The 17966-nt window shown below is 67.2% G+C and carries 16 protein-coding genes and 2 pseudogenes; 6 read left to right on the top strand and 12 right to left on the bottom strand.

The window, feature by feature from the left end:
- Nucleotides 1–49 precede the first annotated feature (49 nt).
- The 6 genes from OG819_RS26865 to OG819_RS26890 form a co-directional block, all read right to left on the bottom strand.
- Nucleotides 50–1243: an FAD-dependent monooxygenase gene (locus OG819_RS26865; protein WP_266651363.1), complete on the bottom strand. Its 1194-nt coding sequence runs from the start codon at nucleotides 1241–1243 to the stop codon at nucleotides 50–52.
- Nucleotides 1237–2274, bottom strand: coding sequence for a ketoacyl-ACP synthase III family protein (locus tag OG819_RS26870; RefSeq protein ID WP_099923617.1), 1038 nt, complete (start codon nucleotides 2272–2274; stop codon nucleotides 1237–1239). Before OG819_RS26870 ends, OG819_RS26865 begins: the two co-directional genes overlap by 7 nt.
- 16 nt (nucleotides 2275–2290) lie before the next feature.
- Complete coding sequence (locus tag OG819_RS26875) at nucleotides 2291–3715, bottom strand: MFS transporter (RefSeq protein ID WP_266651364.1); 1425 nt, start codon at nucleotides 3713–3715, stop codon at nucleotides 2291–2293.
- Between the two features lie 113 nt (nucleotides 3716–3828).
- Nucleotides 3829–5034, bottom strand: coding sequence for a serine hydrolase domain-containing protein (locus OG819_RS26880; RefSeq protein WP_099923619.1), 1206 nt, complete (start codon nucleotides 5032–5034; stop codon nucleotides 3829–3831).
- A 53-nt stretch (nucleotides 5035–5087) separates the two neighbouring features.
- On the bottom strand, nucleotides 5088–5546 hold the full coding sequence (locus OG819_RS26885; protein ID WP_180293068.1) for an acyl-CoA thioesterase: 459 nt from the start codon (nucleotides 5544–5546) through the stop codon (nucleotides 5088–5090).
- A 461-nt stretch (nucleotides 5547–6007) separates the two neighbouring features.
- Nucleotides 6008–6700, bottom strand: a complete 693-nt coding sequence (locus OG819_RS26890) for a ScbR family autoregulator-binding transcription factor (RefSeq protein WP_099923621.1) — start codon at nucleotides 6698–6700, stop codon at nucleotides 6008–6010.
- 152 nt (nucleotides 6701–6852) lie between these two features.
- Between OG819_RS26890 and OG819_RS26895 the strand changes: the two genes are divergently transcribed.
- Nucleotides 6853–7863: a ScbA/BarX family gamma-butyrolactone biosynthesis protein gene (locus OG819_RS26895; protein ID WP_099923622.1), complete on the top strand. Its 1011-nt coding sequence runs from the start codon at nucleotides 6853–6855 to the stop codon at nucleotides 7861–7863.
- Between the two features lie 278 nt (nucleotides 7864–8141).
- Here OG819_RS26895 and OG819_RS26900 read toward each other — a convergent pair whose 3' ends face one another.
- On the bottom strand, nucleotides 8142–8792 hold the full coding sequence (locus tag OG819_RS26900; protein WP_266651365.1) for a ScbR family autoregulator-binding transcription factor: 651 nt from the start codon (nucleotides 8790–8792) through the stop codon (nucleotides 8142–8144).
- Nucleotides 8793–8953: 161 nt separating this feature from the next.
- On the opposite strand from OG819_RS26900, the gene OG819_RS26905 reads away from it, so the two are divergent.
- Nucleotides 8954–9940 carry a ScbA/BarX family gamma-butyrolactone biosynthesis protein gene (locus OG819_RS26905; protein ID WP_266651366.1) on the top strand — a complete coding sequence of 329 codons (987 nt, stop codon included), beginning with the start codon at nucleotides 8954–8956 and terminating at the stop codon, nucleotides 9938–9940.
- 11 nt (nucleotides 9941–9951) lie between these two features.
- Here the strand turns inward: OG819_RS26905 and OG819_RS26910 are convergent, their stop codons facing one another.
- Nucleotides 9952–10542, bottom strand: a complete 591-nt coding sequence (locus tag OG819_RS26910; RefSeq protein WP_266651367.1) for a TetR/AcrR family transcriptional regulator — start codon at nucleotides 10540–10542, stop codon at nucleotides 9952–9954.
- A 236-nt stretch (nucleotides 10543–10778) separates the two neighbouring features.
- Between OG819_RS26910 and OG819_RS26915 the strand changes: the two are divergent.
- From OG819_RS26915 to OG819_RS26930, 4 genes and pseudogenes are all read left to right on the top strand, one after another.
- Nucleotides 10779–10856, top strand: a pseudogene (locus tag OG819_RS26915) (hypothetical protein); the annotation flags it as partial.
- Between the two features lie 614 nt (nucleotides 10857–11470).
- A complete protein-coding gene (locus OG819_RS26920) occupies nucleotides 11471–11773 on the top strand; it encodes a hypothetical protein (protein ID WP_266651368.1) in 303 nt (100 codons plus the stop codon).
- Nucleotides 11770–12525 (top strand): HAD-IB family hydrolase, encoded by a 756-nt coding sequence (locus OG819_RS26925; RefSeq protein ID WP_266651369.1) that lies wholly within the window; start codon nucleotides 11770–11772, stop codon nucleotides 12523–12525. Before OG819_RS26920 ends, OG819_RS26925 begins: the two co-directional genes overlap by 4 nt.
- A gap of 648 nt (nucleotides 12526–13173) precedes the next feature.
- Nucleotides 13174–13308, top strand: a complete 135-nt coding sequence (locus tag OG819_RS26930; RefSeq protein ID WP_266651370.1) for a hypothetical protein — start codon at nucleotides 13174–13176, stop codon at nucleotides 13306–13308.
- 464 nt (nucleotides 13309–13772) lie between these two features.
- Here OG819_RS26930 and OG819_RS26935 read toward each other — a convergent pair.
- The 4 genes and pseudogenes from OG819_RS26935 to OG819_RS26950 form a co-directional block, all read right to left on the bottom strand.
- Nucleotides 13773–13877 (bottom strand): annotated as a pseudogene (locus tag OG819_RS26935) (3-hydroxyacyl-CoA dehydrogenase family protein); the annotation flags it as partial.
- A 51-nt stretch (nucleotides 13878–13928) separates the two neighbouring features.
- Nucleotides 13929–15263 carry a site-specific integrase gene (locus OG819_RS26940; protein WP_266651371.1) on the bottom strand — a complete coding sequence of 445 codons (1335 nt, stop codon included), beginning with the start codon at nucleotides 15261–15263 and terminating at the stop codon, nucleotides 13929–13931.
- 109 nt (nucleotides 15264–15372) lie between these two features.
- Nucleotides 15373–15636: a helix-turn-helix domain-containing protein gene (locus OG819_RS26945; protein WP_266651372.1), complete on the bottom strand. Its 264-nt coding sequence runs from the start codon at nucleotides 15634–15636 to the stop codon at nucleotides 15373–15375.
- A gap of 1057 nt (nucleotides 15637–16693) precedes the next feature.
- The gene (locus OG819_RS26950; RefSeq protein WP_266651373.1) at nucleotides 16694–17938 is read right to left on the bottom strand and encodes an IS110 family transposase; all 1245 of its coding nucleotides are present in this window, start codon (nucleotides 17936–17938) and stop codon (nucleotides 16694–16696) included.
- Between the last annotated feature and the right edge of the window lie 28 nt (nucleotides 17939–17966).

Consider the following 17966-nt stretch of genomic DNA (forward strand, 5'->3'; position numbering starts at 1 on the left):
GATTTCTTCGAAAACTGGCCCGACTCGGGAAAGTCGAATTCCGTGGGGCTCAGAAGGGAATGTGCTCGGCACCGGTACGTGCCGGATCGAGATTCAGCTGGCTCAGCCTGGCCACTCGATCCACATGCAGTGCGGAGTCGGTCCACATGTCGCGGTACCGTCGATCCCGCTCGGTGATTTCAGAATCCGAGCGCAGTCCGCCGTCACGGGCGTGCTCAATGGCAGTCGCCATGATCTTCCTGATCACGCCCTGGCGCTCTGCATCGTAATCCGGAAGCATATTCTCCGGCAGTTTGTTTTCCGCCGCGCCATTCCGGTGTGATTCCATAATACGCCAGGAAAGTGCGGCGGCGTCAAGGATTCCTGAATTCATTCCCTGGCCGCCGGCCGGTGCCATTACGTGCGCGGCATCGCCGGCCAGACAGCTGCGGCCGACGCCGAAACGCTCCGCAATGGCGAATCGCGCCTGGAAGTCCGCGGTGGATATCAGTTCCTGCACGACCCCGCGGTGTGCCTGCGGACCGCGCTCGGTCAGCAACCGCTGGAAGGACTCCGGCGACGGGTCCGGGGCGTCCGGGGTGAGCCGGTGCGCGAGACGGTACGCGTGCCGATCGTGCGGTCCGATGGCCATGCCGCCGCCGGGCGTCCAGCAGTAGCTGGCCTGGTCCTCGGGCAGCCCGCTGATCACGGCGTCGGCGATCCTGAAGGAGACCCTCGGGCCCACGTCGTTCATCGCGATGCCGAGCAGCTCACGAACCGCACTGTTCGCTCCGTCGGCGCCGATCAGCAGGCGGGCCGACACGGTCGAGTCGTGCCCGCCCGAGCGGATGTGGACGGACACCTGCCGGGCGTCCTGTTCCAGTCCGACGACTTCCGCGTCGCCGATGTCGCCGCCGGCCGTCAGGAAGGCCTCCTCCAGCACGGCCTCGGTCTCGTGCTGCGAGATGCCGAGCGCGTAACCGAACCTGGTGTCCGTCAGGCGATCGATCTCGAAGCGGCCGATGGAGCTGCCCGACGAGTAGTAGCCGACTCGGGTGACACGGCTGCCGATCGATTCGAGAATTTCGGTGACGCCGAACGAATCCAGGATTTCCAGGGCCCTCGGCCAGATCACCGAAGCCCGCGAATGGCCCGTGAACGGAGGATGCTTTCGCACGATGCGGACCGAGAGGCCTCGCCGGGCAAGAATGCACCCGGCCGTCAGCCCCGTCGGTCCCGCACCGACGATCAATACGTCTAGCACACCAGCTCCAACACCAGGCAGGACCAGGTGTATCCGCCGCCGGCATTGACGATCACACACACGTCGCCGGGCCGCAGATCCTGCTCTTCGTAGATGTCCGCGATGTTCGCGCCCACATCGGCGACCCCGAGATGGGCGGTCCGTCCGCCGTGCCACAGCAGTTTCTCGGCGCCGAAGAACGGCGCGAGTTGCGGACGATAGACGGTCTCGAAGATCTTTCCGCTGAGCCGCGGGACGGCAACCGCCCGAATGCGCTCCTCGCTTCCCGACAGGCCCGCGTCGTCAAGGGCCTGTCGGACGCAGCCCGTCAGGGATTCCCGCGAACGCTGCGCGAAGCGCTCGATGCCGTATTCCGTCAGGTACGCCTTCTTGGCGGCCTTCAGGTCGACCTTGCCGCCCTCCCGCAGCGCGGGGCCGGGCGTCGGGTCGTATCCGAAGCGATTCATCTCCTCGAGTTCCGGAGCCGCGCTGCTCGCCAGGGAAATGATCCTGAAGGAGTTGCTCGCGGCCGGCTCACGCGTGACGAGCATCGCGGTCCCCGCATCGCCGTGGACGCAGCCGTAGTTGAGGTTCCAGCGGTCGACCTGCGGTGCCAGCATCGCGTCCGAGACCGTCACGGCGGCCGCCGTGATCGATGCGTCGGACAGCATGGACCGGCCGACGAGTTCGAGCGCCGCGATCGGAGCGTTGCATCCCTGCGAGATGTTGACAGGCAAGGAGCCGAGGGCACCGGTCTGGTGCGCGACGTAGTGCGCCGCGCTCCAGATGTCGAAGCCCTGGTGCCACCAACTGCAGTGGAGCAGGAGGCCCACGTCCGACGCGTCCGTCTCGGCCGACTTCAGGGCTCCTCGCAGCGCGTCGACCGCCAGGTCGGCGACCGGCTGTCGGCTGTCGAAGACCGGTACGTCGGGGTTTCCTATGGTCTCGTCGAAGTCGCGCACCAGTCCCTGCGACAGGGCGTCGGAGACCGGGATCCGCTTGTCGGGATACGAGACCGTGCAGCCGTTCAGGTAAAGGCTGTTGATCAGCATGTGTGCCGCCCTCCGTTCACTGGGTGCTCTTCTCCTGCATGAACTTGCCGAACAGCGCGAACATGGCCGCCACGGCCAGGAAGACCGCCGCTACGACGATGAAGCCGAGGCGCATGTGGCTGTGGCCGGAGACCCCGACGAAGACCGCGCCCAGCAGTGCGACGCCGAGTGCGAGCGTGGTCTGCTGAGTCGTCGTCACGATGCCGCTGCCGGCGCCGATCTGGTTCGGCGGAATCGAGGACAGCACGGTGCGGTAGACCGTCGGGACGAACAGCCCGTTGCCGGCACCGATCAGGAACATGCCGACCATGAGGTGGTAGAAGTGCAGGTGCGGCCACCACAGCAGGGCGGGCACGATCAGGCCGACCAGACCGGCCGCCTGCAGGACACCACCGATCTGGAGGGTGCGCACCCCGACGTTGCCGATCAGCTTCGGCGCCCGCAGGGCCGCGAGGAACTGACCGACCGCCATCGGTGCCATGGACAGGCCGGATTCGAAGGCGCTCATCCCGTTGCCGCCCTGGACGGCCAGCGCGAAGACGAAGATGAAACCGCCGAAGGCGAGGAAGCCGCTGCCCAGTACGAGCAGACCGCGCTGCATGATGCCCTTCGTGAGCAACGAGGGAGCGATCAGCGGGACGACACCCGAGGTCTCCACCTTGCGCTCGTAGCGCCACAGCACGACGGCGACCACGGCGGAGACCACGAACAGCGCCCAGGTCCACAGCGGCCAGTGCGTCTGTCGTCCGACGCTCAGCGGAATCAGCAGGGCGAGGACGGCGGTGCCGAACAGCGCGGTGCCGCCGAGGTCCGCTCCCTGCGGCTGGGTCGCCTTGGTCTCGGGCACCCAGAGCCGCGTGCCGATCATGGCCAGAAGGCCCAGCGGTACGTTCACCAGGAAGATCGGCCGCCATCCGAGGTCGGCGATGTTCGCCCACACGAACATGCCGCCGAGGAGTTGTCCTACTGCCGCCGACAGGCCGCCGATCGCGCCGTAGTAGCTGATGGCACGCGTCTTGGCAGGCTCCTCCAAGGCGGCCTGGATCGTGGACAGCACTTGTGGCAGCAGCAGCGCCGCGGCCGCTCCCTGCAGGACGCGAGCAGCGACCAGCATCTCGATGTTCGGCGCGAATCCGCAGATCAGCGAGGCGATCGTGAATCCGGCGATGCCGATCTGGATGAGCCGGCGGCGCCCGAATCGGTCACCGAACCTGCCGCCCAGCACCAGCAGGACGGCGTAGGTGATGCCGTAGCAGCTCACCACGAACTGCGACGTCGACGCGGAGACGCCGAAGGAATCCTGGATCGAGGGCAGGGCCACGTTGACGATGAAGGCGTCGACCGTCGTCAACGCCGCGGCGATCAGCAATGTCGCCTGTCCGAGCGAGCTGAATGCCGAGCGCACGGGGCTCGGCGGCGCTTTGGTGGCTACATTCGACAAGGGAATTTCCCCAGCCTTTCTTGATTGCGGTTACTGAGGGGGGATTGGGGTTACTTGGGGGGATTGCGGTTTCTCGGGGGCTCTGCTGCCGGGCGGCAGCGGCTTTCGGACCGTCACCGGTACGACTGGTAAACGAATTGGCGCAGCCGGTTCATGATGGGGAGGGTGCGCGACGGGAAGAGCTGCGGGACGATGAGCGCGGCCACGCCCGACGATGGGTCGACAAAGAAGTTGGTGCTGCTTGCCGACAGCCACGCATACTCGCCCGCACGCGTCAGAATGTGGCTGTCTCCGGGCGACAGCATGGTCATGAAGCCGAGCCCGAAGCCAACGGACTTCATCACCTCGTTGATGGCGGGCACGGGCCAGTGGCCGTAACCCGATCCCAGCGTGACGTTGCCCGGCAGGTGATTGCTGCGCATCGACTCGACGGTCATGGGCGAGATCACGAATTCGGACGTGGACCCGATGCGGCCGCCGTTCACGAGCATGCCGAGGAACTTGATGTAATCCTCTGCCGAGGTGTAGATGCCGCCCCCGCCCGAGAGGAAGACCGGGACCTCGGTGTCGACGGGAAGTCCGAGCGGGTTCAGTCCGCCGCTCTCGCCCGCGGGGGTGTAGATCTCCGCATAGCGGTGCGCTTGGTTCGGATCCACATGAAACGCGGTGTCCTTGAGATCCAGCGGCTCGAAGAGGGACTCCCTCATATAGGCGTCGAGGCGCTTCCCCGAGATCACCTCGATGATCCGTCCCAGGACGTCCGTGCTGACCCCGTAGTTCCAGGCCGAACCCGGCTGGAACCGCAGGGGGAACGACCCCCAGGCCTCCGTTGCCCCGGCGAGGCCGACACCGGCCGGGACGCCCAGCGCGTAGCCGGCGCCCGAATACATCGTGTCCACCGCATGGGACTGGTGGGAGCCGTATCCCAGACCCGAGGTGTGGGTCAGCAGATGCCAGATCCGCATGGGCTCCAACAGGCCCTCGGTGATGGGGGCTTCGGCCATTCCGGAGCGGTAGACGCGCAGGTCCGCGTAGGACGGGAGGTAGTCGGAGACCGGGTCGTTCAGCCCGACCAGGCCCTTCTCGACGAGCGTCATGAAGGCCACCGAGGTCATCGCCTTGCTCAGCGACCACGCCCGGAAGACGCTGTCCGTCTTCATCGGGCTGCTGTCGGCGATGTTGGCCATGCCGCCGGCCGCCGCGTACCTGACCTCCCCGTGCTGGGAGACCAGGCACGACCAACCCGGCATCTTCCCGTCGTCGACCTGCCGGTCGAAGTACTCACCGAGGGCGGACAGTCGATCCGCGTCGAGCTGCATTGAAAACTCCTGTCGTAATGAATTGGCCTACGGGTTCCTGGAGGCGAGCAGGGTTACAGGCGATCCCCGCAGAAATCGTCGAGATGCTTTCGCAGAGGTGGGCGGATGAGGTAGCTCTCCTGTTTGGTGAGGTCGAACATCACCATCCGGCTCACCGCCTTGACGCTCACCTGTTTCGAGTCGTCGAGTATTCGGAAGTTGAACTCGAAACTGGACCGTCTGATATTCGATGTCCACACCTCGACGCTGACCGGGTCCAGCGAGTACTCGAGCGGTCGCAGATATCCGATCTCGTGCGCGGCGACCACCGCGGTCTCACCGTCGAAGGCCCCGGTCGACATGAGCCATCTCATGCGTGCTTCTTCGATGATTCGCACGATCTCGCAGTTGTTCACGTGACCGTACGAATCCACGTCGCCCCACCTCAACGAGATCTCGACCGATGCCGGGCCCATGCGATTCTCCGTGGGGCCGGAATACTGCGTCGTGACCTTCGGGCTGTCCAGTTTCACGGATTTCACGGATGAGTGACTGCTCATCGATAGACCTCGTCTCGGCATGGCCGTCTGCGCTCAGCAATCTGCCTGGTGCGCGAATTGCTGCAGGCGGTTCGTGGTCGGGAGGGTTCGGGATGGGTGGACTTTCGAATCGTCGAGGGGGTCCTGTTCGGTCGCTCTGCCGCGCCGTCTCCTCGTTGAGACGGGCCGAAGCGGATCGGCACACACCTCTGCACAGACCTCGGGTGGCTCTCAGGCTGGCCCCTGTCGAGCGCCTGGATTGATCCTGACACACGAAGCATACCTTTGAGAAGGTATTTTTCTAAGAGGAGGCCTGGCGCTGCGTCAAAAGTCGTCGAGTCACGGGTGGTTCACCTGGTCGCAGCGCTGCGGCGCCGAGGCGGGCGAGCGTCTCGGCAGGTATGCGGGCGGGCACCCCGGCCGGCGCGCCCTCGGCGCGCCGGGTGCCCGGAGGGTCAGCGCTGGTCGGAGGCGGGCCGCGGCCGGGCGCGCAGCGCGGGGAACAGCAGGTCCCGCACCTCCCGCCAGCGTTCGGCGAAGTCGGCCCGCTCGTGGAGGTTGTTGGAGATGTGCTGGGCGCCGAAGAACGCCGCGACCGCCACCCGGGCGGCCACGTCAGGGTCCACGTGCTCCGCCAGCTGGCCCTGCTCCCGGGCTTCGCGCAGGAGCATCGAGATCAGGTTCGTCCAGTCCACGTAGGGCAGCGGCAGCTCGACGTCGATGACGTCCCGCTCGTTCTGCAGCCGGGTGCCGGCCTGCATGACCGGGTCGTTCAGGAACGCCGCCGTGGCCTCGTTGAACATCTCGATCACCGTGTCCAGCGGCGAGAGCCCCTTGGCCCTCACCGCCTGCAGTGCCAGAGGCCAGCTGGAGTACAGCGCCTCCACGACGGCAACGGCCAGGGACTGCTTGTTGGGGAAGTGGAAGTAGACCGCCCCCTTGGTCATCCCGACCTTCTCCGCCACGTCCTTGATGCCCGTCTGCTGGTAGCCGCGCTCCGCGAAGAGCTGCGCCGCGCAGCGCAGGATCTCCGCCCTGGTGCGCACCGCGCGCTCCTGCCGAGGTTCCGGCCCGAGGGTGACGGAGGAGCCTGCCGTCTTCGGCGCCAGCCACAGTGGCCCCCGGTTGCTGTCCTGCCTCTGGCTCACGGTCGCTTCCTTCGCTCGTCGGTTGAAACCCCTAGCAATATACCTTCGCAGAGGTATATTTTCTCGTCGTGATCAGCGGTCACCCGGCCTGCCCCATGCGGCACGGGGTGACCGCGTCTTGGGGACATCACACAAGGGGGAGTGGTTTTCGCATGTCCATCAGCGCATCGCCAAGGTACCTTCCGGCACGACGGACAACGCCGACGGGACCTGGCCGCAGACTCTCGTTCAGCCGTCAACTGCCGCCCAGCGCCGTCCACAAGGCCTCCGCGGCGGAGGTCTTCCTCACCGACGCCCGCCGGACGGAGGAAGACCTTTTCACGGTGGCCGCCCTGTGGCGCCGCGACGGGTTCCTCCATCACGACGGGAACAGCAGCCGGACCGATCCGCTGCTGCTGGTGGAGACGGTCCGCCAGGCGCTCATCCATGTCTCGCACCGCTTCTACGGCATACCGCAGGGGCATCCGTTCGTCCTCAACGCGCTCGAGTTCGATCTGCAGGGCAGTGGATCGACGGCCTGCCACGAGGGCCCGGTCCCTGTCGTCCTCGACGTCGCGTGCACGCGGACGGCAAGGACTCCGCGCCGCCTTGGCATGACCCTCGAAGCCGTGGCATCGGTCGACGGCGCCCGCATCGGCCGGGTCCGCATGCACTGGGAGGTGCTGGACTCCAGGCTCTACGCGATGGCCCGCAACCGCACGAGGCAACAGGCGGAAGCCCGGCCGGCCGAAGTGCTCCCCGAGGGGCTCCGGCGGCTCGACCCCCGTCAGGTGGGATACGGGCACGACGACCATGTGCTGCTCGCCCGGGACCCCGGGGGTCCCCACGGCGCGTTCTGGCTGGACATGAACCTCGGTCATCCGGTGCTTTTCGACCACCCGTCCGACCACGTACCGGGCATGTTGCTCCTGGAGGCGTTCCGACAGGCCGTGGCCGCCTTGGGCGCTCCGTCACGGCCCACCCTCACGCGTGTCGCCGCGGTCTTCAAGACGTTCGGGGAGCTGGACGCGCCGGTGCGCATCACCGTGCGGCCCGGGCCCGGCCGGGCGGCCGGACCGCGGAGTGCGGAGGTCACCGCCGTACAGGGAGACACCACCCTGGTCTCCGCACACATCGCGTACCACGTGCCGCAGGGCCTGACGCGCCGTGAGGCGGCGGCTTGAGAGACGTCACCGGACCGGCAGGCACCTTCTCCCTCCGCCCACCGCATCGGTGCCGGTAGGCGAGACGTGCCTGTGGTGCGCCATGTTGTTCGCGGTGCACCGGGGGCTCGCCTCCCACCCTTCCGGGCGAGGGCCGGCCGGCGGACGGTGGCCGAGCGGTGCCGACCGAGACCTGGGCCCGGATCGCCGCTGCCCGTCCGCTGCCCGTCCCCTGTCGGGGTCGCCGCGGGTGCTCGCGGAGCACCCGCGGCCCATGGCCAGGAGCAGTGCTCAGGTTGTCAGGAGCGGTGCCCGGGGAAGAGGCACTGCAGGGTTTCCTCGGCCCGCTCCACCAGATCCTTGCGGTCGTTGAGCACCCAGGACATGTGCTGTGCGCCGAAGAACGCGGACAGCAGCACCCGGGCCAGCACCTCGGGATCGGCACCCGGGCTCAGCTGGTCCTCCTCCTCGGCGCCGGTGAGGAACTCGGTGAGCGCCTCGAGCGCCCCCACGTAGGGCGTGGGCAGCGAGGAGTCGATGTAGCGACGCTCGATCTGCAGCCGCGCCCCGGCCTGGATGACCGGGTCGTCGCGGAAGAGTACGGCGTTGCGGCGCACGAACTCGATCGCCCGGTCCAGCGGCGTGCGGTTCTCGCGGCGCAGAGCCTCCGTCACCTCGCCGACCCGGCCGTAGAACTCCTGGGCGACCGCGACGGCGAGCGCGTCCTTGTTGGCGAAGTGGAAGTAGACCGCTCCCTTGGTCAGGCCGGCTCGTTCGGCGACGTCGAGGACGGTGACCTCCGGAAAGCCCTTCGCGGCGAAGGCCTCCGCAGCGGCTTCCAGGACGCTCTCCCTGGTGCGGGCCGCGCGGTCCTGCTTCAGCGGCTCGCCCTTGGCGTTGGTCGCGGCACGGCGCGTACGCACCGGGCGCGATTCGGTTTCCTTCGCCACCTTGGCCCTCCATGTCCTCTTCGCGTGGAAAGTCTCATATGTGACCGTTCCCTGGAACCCCCCTTGCATCATACCTTCCAGGAGGTATATTTTTTCGCCAGCACCGCCTGCTCTCGAACACCGATTCGTAAGCCTGCGCGCTTGTCACCATAGGGGGAACCATGCAGATTCATGCTGCGCTGCCGACTCTCAAGCCCGAACTGACCTTCCTGCAACCCATTCCGCGCCATCTCGTCCACCGGGCGGCCATGGCGGAGGTCTTCGTGACCGATGCCCTGCCCGTCGGGGACGACCGCTTCCTGGTCGCCGCCCAGTGGCCGCGCGACCACTCGCTCTACCACCCGGACCGCCTCGGCTTCAGCGATCCGCTGCTGGTGGCCGAAACTCTGCGACAGGCCTCGCTCTACCTCGCGCACCGCTGGTACGGCGTCCCGCTCGGCCACCGCTTCATCGGCTTCGGCCTCTCCTTCGAGGTCACCGACCACACCGCGCTGCGCATCGGCCGCACCCTGCTGCCCGTCATCCTGGATGCCGCCTGGCACCGCTCGGAGGAGCGGCCCCGGCGGTCGGAGGTACGGCTGGACGTCGCCCTCAGCATCGAGGGCCGCGAGTTCGGCCGGGGCAGCCTCCGCTTCGCCGCCGTGGACGAGCGGCGCTACCAGTTGCTCCGCCACCGCGGTGCCCCCTCCGTGACCGCCCCGGAGGAAGCGGCCCGCCCGCTCGGCGAGCGGGTGCCGGCCCAGCGGGTGGGCCGGCTGCGCGCCAAGGGCAGCGTCCTCGAACGCTCCTCCCGCGGCTGGCGGATGCGGGCCGACCTCGACCACGCGGTCCTCTTCGACCACCCTGTCGACCACATGCCGCTGATGGCCCAGCTGGAAGGCGCCCGCCAACTAGGCCACATGCTCACCGCCGAGGACCGGCCCGGGAACGGCGGCGCACCGCGGGTTCTGACCGGGCTGCGGGCCGACTGCCTCGCCTTCGCCGAACTCGATCGGCCCATCGACCTGGTCGTCCGCGAGCAGCAGCCGCACGGAGCGGCCTCCCGGCTGCTCCTGGACATCGCCCAGGGCGGCACGGTCGTCACCACGGTCGCCATGACCTGGAGCGACCGGAGTGACCAACCGGACGGCCTTTCCCACGCCGCCTGACCGCCGGGGCCTCATCCCGCCCCTTTGGTGGCGAGCTTCGCCAGGACGCTCCACATGTTCCGTACGCGCTGCGGGAGTTCCTCCCCGCTGAGCTCGCCCGACGCGTGGTAGGCACCGAAGAGCAGGGCCACCGTCAGGTCGGCGAACGCATCGAGGGGCAGCGCGACATCTAGCCGGCCTGCGGCCTTTGTCTCCCGGAGCAGCTTGCGGGACATCTCCTGGACGCTCGCCAGCAGCACCGAGGGCTTGCCGCCGGCCCGGAACTCCTCGTCGGCGAGGCGCAGTGCGGCCTGCAGGCGCACATCCGCCGAGATGCGTTCGGCCACGGAGCAGATGAACTCCCCGAGTTCGGCGAATCCCTGGCCCTGTCTTTGGCCGATATCGCCGAGCAACTCCTCGACCACCGCCTCCAGGTGGCGCCGCAGCGCCGCGGCGAGGTCCTGCTTCGACGAGAAGTGCCCGTAGAGGGCGCCCTTCGTCAGGCCGGTCCGCTCGACGACCTGACCCAGGCTGGCATCGGAGTAGCCGAAACGCACAAATTCCGCGGCCGCAGCGTCGAGCACCAGCTCATAGGTCCGGCGGGAACGCTCCTGCTTGGGCATGACATAGCCCCTTTCTCCGACTGGCACCCCCGATCAACAGCAAAAATACCTTCTTGCAGGAATTTTTGAAACCCGTCGGACGTCCTGTTAGTCCCCGATCTCCGTCCACTCTCCATCCACTCCATCCCAGGAGCCGAGCTGTGAACACGACCGCACCCGTCGCCCCCGCTTCCTCGTGGTCGGTACGCGACCACGCCGCCGAGGCCGACGAGAGCCGCCGCCTGCACCCGGAGACCGTGTCGGCCCTGACCGAAGCGGGTTTTCCCCGGCACTTCGTCCCCGCAGCCTGGGGCGGCCACGAGGGAACCTTCACCGAACTGCTGCTGAGAACCGCCGAACTCGCCGAGCAGTGTGCCTCCACCGCCTGGTGCGCAGGGCTGTGGGCCGCGCACGGACGGTTCGCCGCCTACCTGCCGCCCGAGGGGCGACGGGACCTGTGGGGAACGTCGCCCGATGTGCGCATCTCGGCAGCCGTGGTGCCCCCCTCCGGCGCGGCTGTGCCCACCCCCGACGGCTGGCTGCTGCAGGGTGAGTGGCGGTGCGTCAGTGGCGTGACAGACGCCGACTGGCTGCTGCTGGCCGTGCCCGAACCCGAGGGCGAGCCCGGGACCGGCCCTCTCGTCCTCGCCGTACCCGCGGAGGCGGTGACCGTGCTCGACACCTGGAACAGCACCGGCCTGCGCGGCACCGGCAGCCATTCGGTGACGGTGGCCCCACTGGAGGTCCCTCGCCACCGCGCCTTCCCGCTGACGGAGATGCTGCGCGGCACCCCCGGCCCAGGGCGGGCCCGTTGTCACACGGTCCCCGCCCACCTCGGCGGCCCCGCGATCCTCGCCGCGCCGGCGCTCGGCGCGGCCCGCCTCGCGCTGCGCGCCTGGACGGCCCGGGCGGCCGAGCGGCTCGGGGGCCGGGGAGCTCGGCGCGGGAGGTGCTCGCCCGCTCCTCCGCCGAGATCGACGCCGCGGGGCTGCTGCTGGAACGGGCCGCGCACCGGGCGGACACCGAGCAGGGCGCCCTCGCCGTGGCGGAGAACCGCCGCGACGTGGCCTTCGTCGTCGACCTCCTGGTCACCGCGGTGGAGCGGCTCTTCCGGAGCGGCGGCGCCCAGGCCCACGATGCCGCCGGCGAACTTCAGCGCTGCTGGCGCGATGTGCACACGGCCGCGGCACACGGGGCGCTGCGCCTGGAAGCGGCCGCGCACGAGTACGCCGAGACGGTGCTGGGCCGGTGAGCGCTGCCGGTCGTGGCCTGCGGGGGCCGCACACCCTGGTCTTCAGCGACGTCGACGAGACGCTGATCACGTGCAAGAGCCTCTTCGATTTCCTCGTCTACTACCGGCAGCAGCGGTACGGCCCCACCGCGACCGCCGGTGCGACCGCGCTGCGCGCGGAGCTGGCGGCCCGAGCCGCCGCAGGCGAGCCGCGGGAGCTGCTCAACCGGGCCTACTTCCGGGCCTGGCAGGGGGAGTTGGTGAGCGAGGTGACCGCCTGGGGTCGACGGTGGTTCGCCGAGCGCGCTCGGGAGGGCGGCTTCTTCCGCACCGAAACACTGGCGGCACTGCGCTGCCATCTCGCCGACGGCGCGGCGGTGGTTCTCGTCTCCGGCTCCCTGTCGGCCGTCCTGGAGCCGATCGCCGAGGCGATCGGCGCGGCCGAGGTCGTCTGCGCACGGCCGGCGGCGCACGGTGGCCGGTTCACGGGGGAGTTGCTGGGGCCGCCGATGATCGGAACGGCCAAGCGGGAGGCCGTACGGGCAGTGCTGGACAGGTACCCGCAGGTGGCCGTCGCCGACTGCTACGGCTACGGCGACCACGTCACCGACCTGCCCATGCTCACCGAGGTCGGACATCCGGTGGTCGTCGGCGGCTCGCCGGAGCTGCTACGCCTTCTGCCCCGCCGCTGCCGGGTGTCCCGTCTCTTGTGTCCTGAACATGAAAGGGAGCTGGTTGCAGGACAGCTTCCAGGAATGGTGTTGTACGGATGATGAAGGTTTTGTGGCCCTTCGGAGTCGCCCTGCGGGGGGGGCTTCAAACCGCGTGTGTCACGAGCGCAGAGGGGAGTTCAGGTAGGAAGAGCTTCGCGATGCGGTGCTGTGCGAGAGATGAAGGAATTGGCCCTTCGGCGCCGTCCTGCGGGGGATGGTGCCAAACCGCCACATGCTGCGTTGGTTGACGACCGTCGTGGTGAGCGATGTGGAAAAGGCGGCGGTAGAGCTGTCAGGTGGGGATCAGGAAGACGAACGCAAGTGAATCGCTGCTGAAGTGTCGTTAGAAGATAAGTGACATCAGAACCGGAGATTTGTGGTTGCTCCGGGATAAGTCTGGCGGGAGTCCCGTCTACTGGCCAGGCGGTGTCCGGCACGGAGGCGACGTGAGTCTGATCTGCGGCTTTCGCATGGAACGTGAGAAGGCACGTCTCGATAATGTCGCTAGTGCAAAACGGGTGGCGAGAGGGAGTGGCCCAAGCGGAGGAACCGTGAGGGCTCGAGTACCGATGCGGGGCGTGCTGGCGGACCGGCTCGTAGTAGTGAGGAACCCTTTGTAATGAAGGGGGAATGAAGAGACCGGGGCATCCGTGGCTGATTGTTCGTTCGGTCAACCGGAGGTTCTCCGGGAGGAGCTGGGTGGACCAGTTGAAATCATCAGACAAGCCGTTTGAGATCTCGAAGTGGGAGGTTCAGGAGGCGTACGAGAAGGTCAAGGCCAACAAGGGCGCGCCAGGGGTGAACGGGCGTTCCATCGAGGACTTCGACCTCATGCTGCGTTAGCTGAAGACTGTCGTGGTGAGCGATGAGGAAAAGGCGTCGTAAGAGGCGTCAGGTGGGGACCGGAAAGACGAACGCAAGTGAATCGCTGCTGACGTGTCGAAAGACAGAAAGACGACATCAGAACCGGGGCGTGAGACGAACCCCGGGATGAGCCTGGCGGGTGCCCGTCTATTGGCCAGGTGGTGTCCGGCATGTAGGCGACGTGAGTCCGGTCTGCGGCTTCCGTATGGAACAGGAGAAGGCAGGTCCGATACTGCCCGCCGTCCCAGGTCAGGGTCAGTTTGTTGTCGGTCGATGCCGCTCAACAGGCCGTGTTCCCGTGCAGTCCACGTGGGCTGGGCGAGGACGCGCGGATGGGGACCTGGCGGGCGCCGCGGGAGCCGCGGGACGGTAGTGCCGCCGTGGGCGCTGTTCCGGGTGAACTCGCTCTTGAACAGCGCCACTTGGCGGCGTTGCCGCACTCGCTAGTACATGTAGAAGCCCGAGCCGGACTTCCGGCCGAGCCGGCCCGCGTCGACCATGCGCTGGAGCAGCGGGGGAGCGGCGTACAGCGGCTCCTTGTACTCCTCGCTCCTCGTACACGTTGTCCGTGTGAGTGATTACCGCCCTCACCTGCGGTTTCATGGCCTGTTCTGGGCCTGTGGGGCGCCCAGGGACTTCTCAGGGACATTCGGTTGTGGATCTTGATCGAACCACTCGTCCATGGCGGCGAGGCCCCGCTTGCCCGCCCCGGGCATGAAGTGAGCGTAGTGCGTCAGCGTGGTCTGCGGCGAGGCATGCCCGAGCCACTCCGACACGCTCACGATCGACTCGCCGGCCTCAAGCTGGGTACTCGCGTACGTGTGCCGGAGGACGTGGAACATGTCCTCGCGGGAGAGTTCGTAGACGGGGTACCGACGGCTGCGACCTCCGTACGTCTCAGCTTTCTCGCCGACCTTCTTCACGACACCGGCCGCCGCGAGTGCGGGCCGCCAGCTCCGCTTGCTCCACATCGAGTAGTTGATTCGATTGGCCTGCGGGGAGCTCAGGACCAGCCGGACGCTGATCGGTTTACGCTGTCGCCCTTCCAGCTCGGTCGCCGGCGGCTCAGGGTTACGCCACGGGAGCGTGCAGGCGATCGAAGGGAAGCGGCGCAAGTGGTCCTGGACACGCTTGGCGAGGTTGGGGGAGAGGGGAACGTCTCGCGTTTTGCCGCCCTTGGGCAGGCAGAAGTACGGCCTTCCTTTGAAGTCCCACTGCAGCTGCCGGCGGACGTGTACGACACCGGCATCGAAGTCCAAGTCCTCCTCGCCGAGGCCGAACGCCTCGCCTTGGCGCAGGCCGAGGCCAACACCGAGGTCCACCGCGATGCGGTATCGATCCTGGAGGGCCGCCCGGACGGCATCCACGGTCGGCCTGGCCCATGCCTTGGCCTTCCTCTTCGCGGGTTTGGGCGCCTTGACAGTCCGGCTGGCCTTGCAGGGGTTCTTGACCAGGCGGCCGTCGTCGACGGCGGCTTCTAGGATCGTGGAAAGGTGGATCCAGATCACCTGGGCCGTGGACGCCTCGACCCGTGTCAGCAGCTGGGCCTTCCAGACGCGCAGCACGGCAGCGTCGATGTCCCGGAGCGCCGTTGCACCCAGGAACGGGATGATGTGGTTCCAGATCTTGCTGCGCATGGGGGCGGCGGTCGACGGTTCGTCCGATCGGCTCGGCCACCAGTGCTTCTCGATGTACTGGGCGAGGGGGATCGCCCCGTCTCGGGGGGCGACGAATTCGCCACGTGTGGTGTCGGTCTGCGCCTTGGCGAGCCACTGCTTCGCGTCCTCGCTCGTTTCGAACGAGCGGTCCCGGACGCCCGGGATGCCCTTCACTCGGTAGCGCTTGCCCTGGCCCCATAGGGCAGTTCGCTCCCGCTTACCGGTGTCCTTGTTGGGCTTCTTCTTGAGCCAGCGGTCTTCTATGTACCCCGCCAAGGGAATGTTCTCCTATGAACTCAGTTGGGTATGGTCGTATGGCATGGTGGGCAGTTGCGCGCCGGGACTCGAAAGATCGACGCACCGCCTTCGGACTCGTAGATAGCGCTCAAGGAGTGCGTACGGCGCGCTTCATCGGCTTCTGGTTGAGTGGATTGAGAGCAACGTGGGAACGTGAATCCGCCTGCTCCTGCGCTGTGACCCACTCATCGAGCGCCGAGATCATGACGCGGCGGCCCATGCGGAAGCTCGGCGGACCTTGCCGTCGGTGACGCCATACATACAGGGTGTTCGGTGAAATTCCAAGGTATTCGGCCGCCTTGTTCAAGTTCAAGAACGCGGCTTCATGCGTGGATGCGATCTGGTCGTGCATCTCCGGTCTCCAGGGTCAGAAACGTTGATGCCCTCACGATCCGGAGAAGTCTGGGCTTGGTGAAACCGGGAAATTCTGGTAGCGCGTATTGGCTGCCTCAGGGGATGCTGAGGTGCGACTGTTGGTCTCGGGCGTAGCAGTCCAAGACGCTGGATCATCCTCCCGTTGAGCTGCGGTTTTGCCAGCACCCGTACGTTGGCATGATGTCCGCGCAGGTCTCAAGTCGTGGGCGTCTGCCGTAGGCGAACTACCGTGAGCGTCAGCGACGGGTGAAGCGACAGCGGACTGAAAGCCGCGGAATTGCCGTGTTGTTGCCGCCGGTCGGTCCACGTGTTCTCCGCGCAGGCGGAGGTGATCCGGAGACGCGGGAGTTGGGGCTGCTGGCCGTATACACGGAGATCGTTCGGAAATTCATCTGCGCGGCCAGTTCCTTGCGGGGGTCGAACTGTCCTCGCTCGGCCCTCCAAGTCCAGTGTTCGATGGTGGTGCCTACCACTGCTTCGGGCGGCGGCACGGGCGGCAGGGAAGCGGTCGGGGAGCCGGACGTCGAGCATGAGCTCGTTAGCGTCTCTGATACCCCGTTGGCGTGTAGAACAGAACCCGGCGTACATCCCGACTCGTCTACCGCCACCTGCGGCTTTACCTCGGAAAGGCCTTCTGGCCTGCGTCGGAGGCCCTTTCCGATCTTTCGAGAGCTTGCCGCGTTAGGCGGCAAAAAGTCCCTCGGAAGTCCCTCGGGCAGCGCTGAAAGTTCCTAAAAAGTCCCAGGAGCAGAGGGACGAGCGACGCTTCTCAGTTGGTTCGGATCGATCGGACATAGCGCTGTTGCTCTACCCTCGCGGCTCTGCAATTGGAGTGAGGCAGGACGCAGTCTGCGGTGGAGTGGTGGATGTCTGGGCGCGACGAAATCGTAATGCGTAGGTCGACGGTTTGTATTCGGCGACGAAATCCGTGATCTAAGCCTCTGACGCGTAAATAGGTCCAGGTCAGGGGTTGTTTGGGCAGGACTGAGCGTCCGGTGGCCGGAGGGGCTGCCGGGTGTTTGGGCGTGGGGTGGTCAGGCTGTGGCTCCTCGCGGGTTGAGGGTGACGGTGTAGCCGAGCTGGTTGAGGGCGTTGATCGCGCGGCGGGTGGCGCGTTCGGGGTCGCGCTGGGTGAAGTAGGCGCCGCCGAGCTCGCGGTAGGTGACGTTGTCGGTGAGCATGTGCCAGATCGCGGTGATGATCGAGTGCTCGACGGCAACCAGGGCCCTGAGCGGGCCGCGGCGAGCGGTGAGCCGCTTGTAACGGGCTTGCAGGTAGGTGTCTTTGGTTCTCACCGCGCCGAACGCCGCGAGCCCGAGTGCTCCCTTCAGGTAGGGATTGCCGGGACGGACCTTGGTGTTTTTGGTGCGGCCGGCGGATTCGTGGTGACCGGGGCAGACCCCGGCCCAGGAGGCGAGGTGCCGGGCGGAGGCGAACCGGGCCATGTCGCCGCCGGTCTCGGCGATGATCACCTCGGCGACCGCGCGGTTGATCCCGGGGATGGTGTCGAGCAGGTCGAGCGCGGGGCGAAAGGGGGCCATCGCCTCCTCGATCCGTGCATCCAGCTGTCCGACCGAATCCGTGAGCTGGTCGTAGTGGTCCAGGTGCAGCCGGACCAGGAAAGCGTGATGGTCGCGGAAGCGGCCTGTCAGGGCTTCGGTGAGTTCGGGGATCTTGTTGCGGAGCTTGCGCCTGGCCAGCTCCGCGAGGGTCTGTGGCTCGCGTTCACCCGAGACGAGAGCCTCCAGCATGGCCCGGCCGGAGACGCCCATGATGTCGGAGGCGACCGCGGCGAGCTTGATCCCGGTGTCCTCCAGTAGCTTCTCCAGGCGCTGGACGATCTGGCCGCGCTCGCGGGTGAGCTGGGTGCGGGCGCGGGTCAGGTCCCGCAGTTCACGCACGGGCTGGTCGGGCACGAACGACGGCCTGACCAGGCCGTGAGCGCCGAGCTGGGCCAGCCAGGCCGCATCAGAGACGTCGGTCTTGCGGCCGGGCAGGTTCTTGACCTGCCTCGCATTGACCAGGATCACGTCCAAGTCCTCGGCCAGCAGGTAGTAAAACGGCTTCCAGTAGTCACTGGTGGCCTCGATCACCACCAGCGTGACCTCGGCCGCGAGCAGGTGATCCCGCAGGGCAAGGACCGCGTTCGTCGTCGAACCCCACGTCGTGGTCTCGGTGGTGAACGACCCCCGCCGCTTCGTACTCGGCGCGCGAACGCACACCTTGGCGTCCTTCTTGCTGATGTCCGCACCAGCGCAGCGTTCGTGCAACACGTCCACGGCTCTGCTCCCTCCCAGCCGACAACCG

It is taken from the genome of Streptomyces sp. NBC_01549, assembly GCF_026339955.1.
Classification (GTDB): Bacteria; Actinomycetota; Actinomycetes; order Streptomycetales; family Streptomycetaceae; genus Streptomyces.